The 3797-nt window shown below is 56.5% G+C and carries 6 protein-coding genes; all 6 read left to right on the top strand.

Translation table 11 applies throughout. The annotated features are described in order from the left end of the window. Positions 1–309: hypothetical protein (locus tag AB4043_RS17825; protein ID WP_442307674.1), on the top strand; the 309-nt coding region annotated here is incomplete at its 5' end. A gap of 2 nt (positions 310–311) precedes the next feature. After that, the gene (locus tag AB4043_RS17820) at positions 312–755 is read left to right on the top strand and encodes a hypothetical protein (RefSeq protein ID WP_442302612.1); all 444 of its coding nucleotides are present in this window, start codon (positions 312–314) and stop codon (positions 753–755) included. A gap of 9 nt (positions 756–764) precedes the next feature. Next, positions 765–1670 (top strand): hypothetical protein, encoded by a 906-nt coding sequence (locus AB4043_RS17815; protein WP_442307673.1) that lies wholly within the window; start codon positions 765–767, stop codon positions 1668–1670. Next, entirely contained in the window at positions 1667–2464 is a 798-nt protein-coding gene (locus AB4043_RS17810; protein WP_442307672.1) for a hypothetical protein, read from the top strand. Before AB4043_RS17815 ends, AB4043_RS17810 begins: the two co-directional genes overlap by 4 nt. Beyond that, positions 2461–2754: a hypothetical protein gene (locus AB4043_RS17805; RefSeq protein ID WP_442302615.1), complete on the top strand. Its 294-nt coding sequence runs from the start codon at positions 2461–2463 to the stop codon at positions 2752–2754. The genes AB4043_RS17810 and AB4043_RS17805 overlap by 4 nt, the downstream gene beginning before the upstream one ends. Positions 2755–3129: 375 nt before the next feature. Further along, positions 3130–3797, top strand: a 668-nt coding sequence (locus tag AB4043_RS17800; protein WP_442307671.1) for an NAD-dependent epimerase/dehydratase family protein, incomplete at its 3' end; no start/stop codon positions are given.

Below are 3797 nucleotides of genomic sequence, written 5' to 3'. Positions count from 1 at the left end.
GTGTTGGCTCTCGCTCTTTTCTGGGCAGCGTCATATACCTCCGGCTCCATCGCACTCGATCGAAGCGCGGGTACGGTTGCGATGCAATGGCGTATGTCTCTCTTTCTGCCGGTACGAACCAATACTGGCGAACTCAAAGATCTGGAAGAGGCTGTGCTCGACACCAAGCCGAACTCAGGCCGTATCCGCCTGGTGGCGCGAACCGGCAGAGATCTCGCCTATCCCATCTGGAGCCATCGCAGCGGACAGGATGAAGCCGTGCGAACGATCAATCAGTTCCTGAATGCATCGACGGAGGGCCGACAGTGATCATGCATGTTGCAGCAACGGCAACCTTCGCGGCTCTCACGATCATGACGGGCTGCAACGCAGCCGAAATGGCGATGGGCAGCACGAATCTAAAGGGCTCAAATGCCGCAGTCGGCGGCGTCAACGTCCAAGACCCCAATACGCCGTCCTCGCAGACCTGGGACCGTCACGTCGATTCGTGCCGCTACCATGCCAGCTCCCAGGAGCTATCGTTTCTGGCCGATGGAAAAGCTGTCGTCACGATGTCCCTTGCACCCAGCACCAGGAAGGTTCATCTCGAATACGATCGCAAGACCGTCGACTTCCCCGAAAACACCTGTTCCGTCTACAAAACGGACAACATTTCCCTGCAGGATGGGCGTGCGAATGGCAGAGTCTCGCTTGTCTGCAATCAGGATCATGCCGCACTCAATCTCTCAGTACGGTTCGAGCGGTGCGGCCAATAGAGCATCATCATGACGCAAGAACTTATATCCACACCCGCCCGCCGCCGTCTTACTGCTGTAAGGTCGTTGCGGCAGCTCGAGCCATTTCACCGCGCAAATGCCATCGACGATATCYCGCTCTATTGGCTGCCGGTATCCGAGTTCCCGATCAAATTCCGTCGACGGGAATGGATCCTGAAGTTCATCGCGCGGCTGGATGAAGACCTGAAACAAGAGAAGCAGACCTCAGAGAACTTTCTACTCCTGAAGTACACCCGCACGGACCTGAATGAGCGCTTCGTCAACACGATGTTTGACTACCGGCCCATGACAGGCATGCTGCTCGCGCCCAACCAGCAGCTGCCTGCGGTCCCCACGTCGATGGAGATCAAGAAGCTTACCGAGAGTCACAGCTCCGATGGCCTGCTCAATCTTGATCATCTGGTCCCCGAGTACTGCGCATGGTTTGCCGGAGAACAGCAGCCCCAGCAACGGCAGGACTTCTTCGGAGCCGGCGGCATGCTGATGTTGTGGATCGATGCCGGGCAGGAACCTGTCGGGCCAAAGATTGAGCTTCCGCGCGTCCTCGCAACCCATCCTGCCATGAAAGATACGAACTTCGATGCCATGATTCGCAAAGGGGCTCGTCTGCAGCACCCATTCCTGGCGAAGAGCCGTGAGATCTTTGCAGCCCATCTTCCGGACGGCCCCGCCAAAAAACATTCGATGTTTGTGCTGCCTCGCTTTAACAGCTCCCACTTTCTGGACGCGTCGCCGGACGACCGCCAAAGGTGGTTTGAGATTTTCTCGGCCTATTGCATCGAGAGCGAACAGGATCGGGGCATTCTGCTGGCCTTTCGCGATCCGGACTTCGACGAGCGCTTGATTGCGCTTCTGGAGGAGATCAAAAAGGATGGAGACGAGTACCCATTATGAGCACCGCGACCGCCATAACCGTTCTCGAGCTCACACCGGTAGAGTGCGCCGCACCGTTCCAGGCGTTCTGCGTCCCGAACCTCGCGTTTCCCCTCTGGGGTGAAGCACGTTCTCCCGTCGTTGACCTGGTGAAGAGGCTGCTTGCGGCGGCGGAAAAACTCGGACTCAGCACACCCGCTCTCTGGCTAGATACACAGCAACTTCACCAGGAGGGAGGAAGCAAGGTCTACGGATCTCATGCTCGTCAATGGTCGCCCGAGATGGGCTTCTGCTTTGACCCCTCAGAAGCCGCTCCACGCAAGCTGAGGTTCGACGATCTCTTGAATATGGAATACGGTACTCAGCCCCGGCTGGCCGACCGGTCGTGCATCTTCGTCTCGAACCTGCAGCAATCGCTTGCCGCGTATGAGGTCATGAGCGCCCGCGGAGTTGCCAACCTGATGTGCTTCCGCGAGGCCGACACACTTGCCGCGGCACAGCGATATATGCAGCACACCAAGCAGACGCTAAAGCGTTATATGGCAGAGGGAGAGTTCCAAAACTTCAAGTATTACTTTCCACTATTGACCTCTGGAAGCGTTGCAAAGGCTTCGGCACAACAGCTTTCGGAGTGGCTCGCGGAGGCCGATCTCTATCTCCGCGAGTCCCCGGAGACAAAGGAACTGGTCGTCGTTGGCAGCCGCTCTCTGGAACAGCTGCTTGGGACGGCTGGGTTGCGGCGCACCGGTTATGGAGAGGCAAGCCCCTGGGCTCTCCACCTTCCCCAGCAGACCGAAACAGGAGAAATGCAATGAGCCGTGAGATCAATATCACCGTCGGCAGCGATACGGCCGCAGCTCAGCTTCGACAGGACTTCGACGAACTGATCGCCCGGGTCAACGGCGACATGATGTTTCAGTCCGTACAGGCGGATGACCCCGTTAGTGTTGAGGCTGCCGTGACGAATGCGGAGCGGTCAATCGACGCCCACCTGAGAGAGTTCACCGAAAATGGGGCACTGCAGTCACTTGCGGACGAGATTAAACAACAGTTCCGGGAATCTATCGAAGCCCAGGCAAGGGCAGCGGCACAGTCCGCGCGATAAAGTAGCTTTGCCAGTGCCGGTTACGTACCGTCAATTCCTACCGGAATCCATACATCCGTTCAGCTTTCCCCGCGCTTTATCTAAAAAGTCCGGTGGATGTCGGTTTGTCGACATATCTTCGGAGGATTTTGTCGATTCAAAGCGACCGGCTATTCTAGGGAGTACACGTATACAGAGAATGGAGACGTCACCAATGGTGGATCAGGCCCGTTTGTTTCATATTCATGTCAGCCGTAATGAGTTTTCCCCAATGGGGTTGTGAACAATCTTCAGCTTCCGTATTGCTTGAGGCTGCAAGCCAAAACTACGTCTACTCTGACACTGACTGCACGAAACTGACACACTTTTTAGGCTAGGAACAGGACGACTGAGCCCATGGACGCGTTGAACAGGTCATTCGTTATTTTTGGGGGGAACGGGTTTATTGGCACCCACACAGCACTAACGCTGCTTGCTGCCGATCCCCGGAATACGATTTATTTGGTGGATATCCGCCCTCCTCGTACGGAAGGCTATGCACGTCCTATTGTGGAGGCGCTCTCTTCCGGGCGCGCTGTCTTTGTCCAGCATGACGTACGGCAGCCAATGCCCACAGATCTTCTGCCACAGGCTGAGATTGTCTTCAATTTTGCCGCGATCCACCGTGAACCCGGCCATGCGGCCCCCGAATATTTTGAAACGAATCTGTTGGGGGCCGAGCATGTCTGTGACTGGGCCACGCGAACATCCTCACGAAAGATCATCTTTACCAGCAGCATCTCGCCGTATGGCCCGTCCGAAAGCCGAAAGGATGAGCGATCCATCCCTACCCCCGAGAGCCCTTACGGAAGCTCGAAACTGGCCGCTGAAAAAATTCATCTGGCCTGGCTGGCAGGCGATAGTGCTCGAAGACTTGTCATCATGCGTCCGGGGGTCGTCTTTGGCCCAGGCGAAGGTGGCAATGTAACCCGCCTGGTTCGCAGCCTTGTGAAGGGTTACTTCGTCTACATGGGGAATCGCGATACGATCAAGGCGGGCGGCTACGTCAAGGAGCTTTGTCAGGT

Origin of the sequence: Terriglobus sp. YAF25 (genome assembly GCF_052113305.1) — a bacterium.
Classification (GTDB): domain Bacteria; phylum Acidobacteriota; class Terriglobia; order Terriglobales; family Acidobacteriaceae; genus Terriglobus.
The sequence above is the reverse complement of the archived record's forward strand: the minus strand, read 5'-3'. Positions and strand labels throughout refer to the sequence as shown.

Excerpts from the sequence above, each read along its gene's own strand:
- AB4043_RS17820 (WP_442302612.1), top strand. The coding sequence starts at position 312 with ATGCATGTTGCAGCAACGGCAACCTTCGCGGCTCTCACGATCATGACG.
- AB4043_RS17810 (WP_442307672.1), top strand. The coding sequence starts at position 1,667 with ATGAGCACCGCGACCGCCATAACCGTTCTCGAGCTCACACCGGTAGAG.
- AB4043_RS17805 (WP_442302615.1), top strand. The coding sequence starts at position 2,461 with ATGAGCCGTGAGATCAATATCACCGTCGGCAGCGATACGGCCGCAGCT.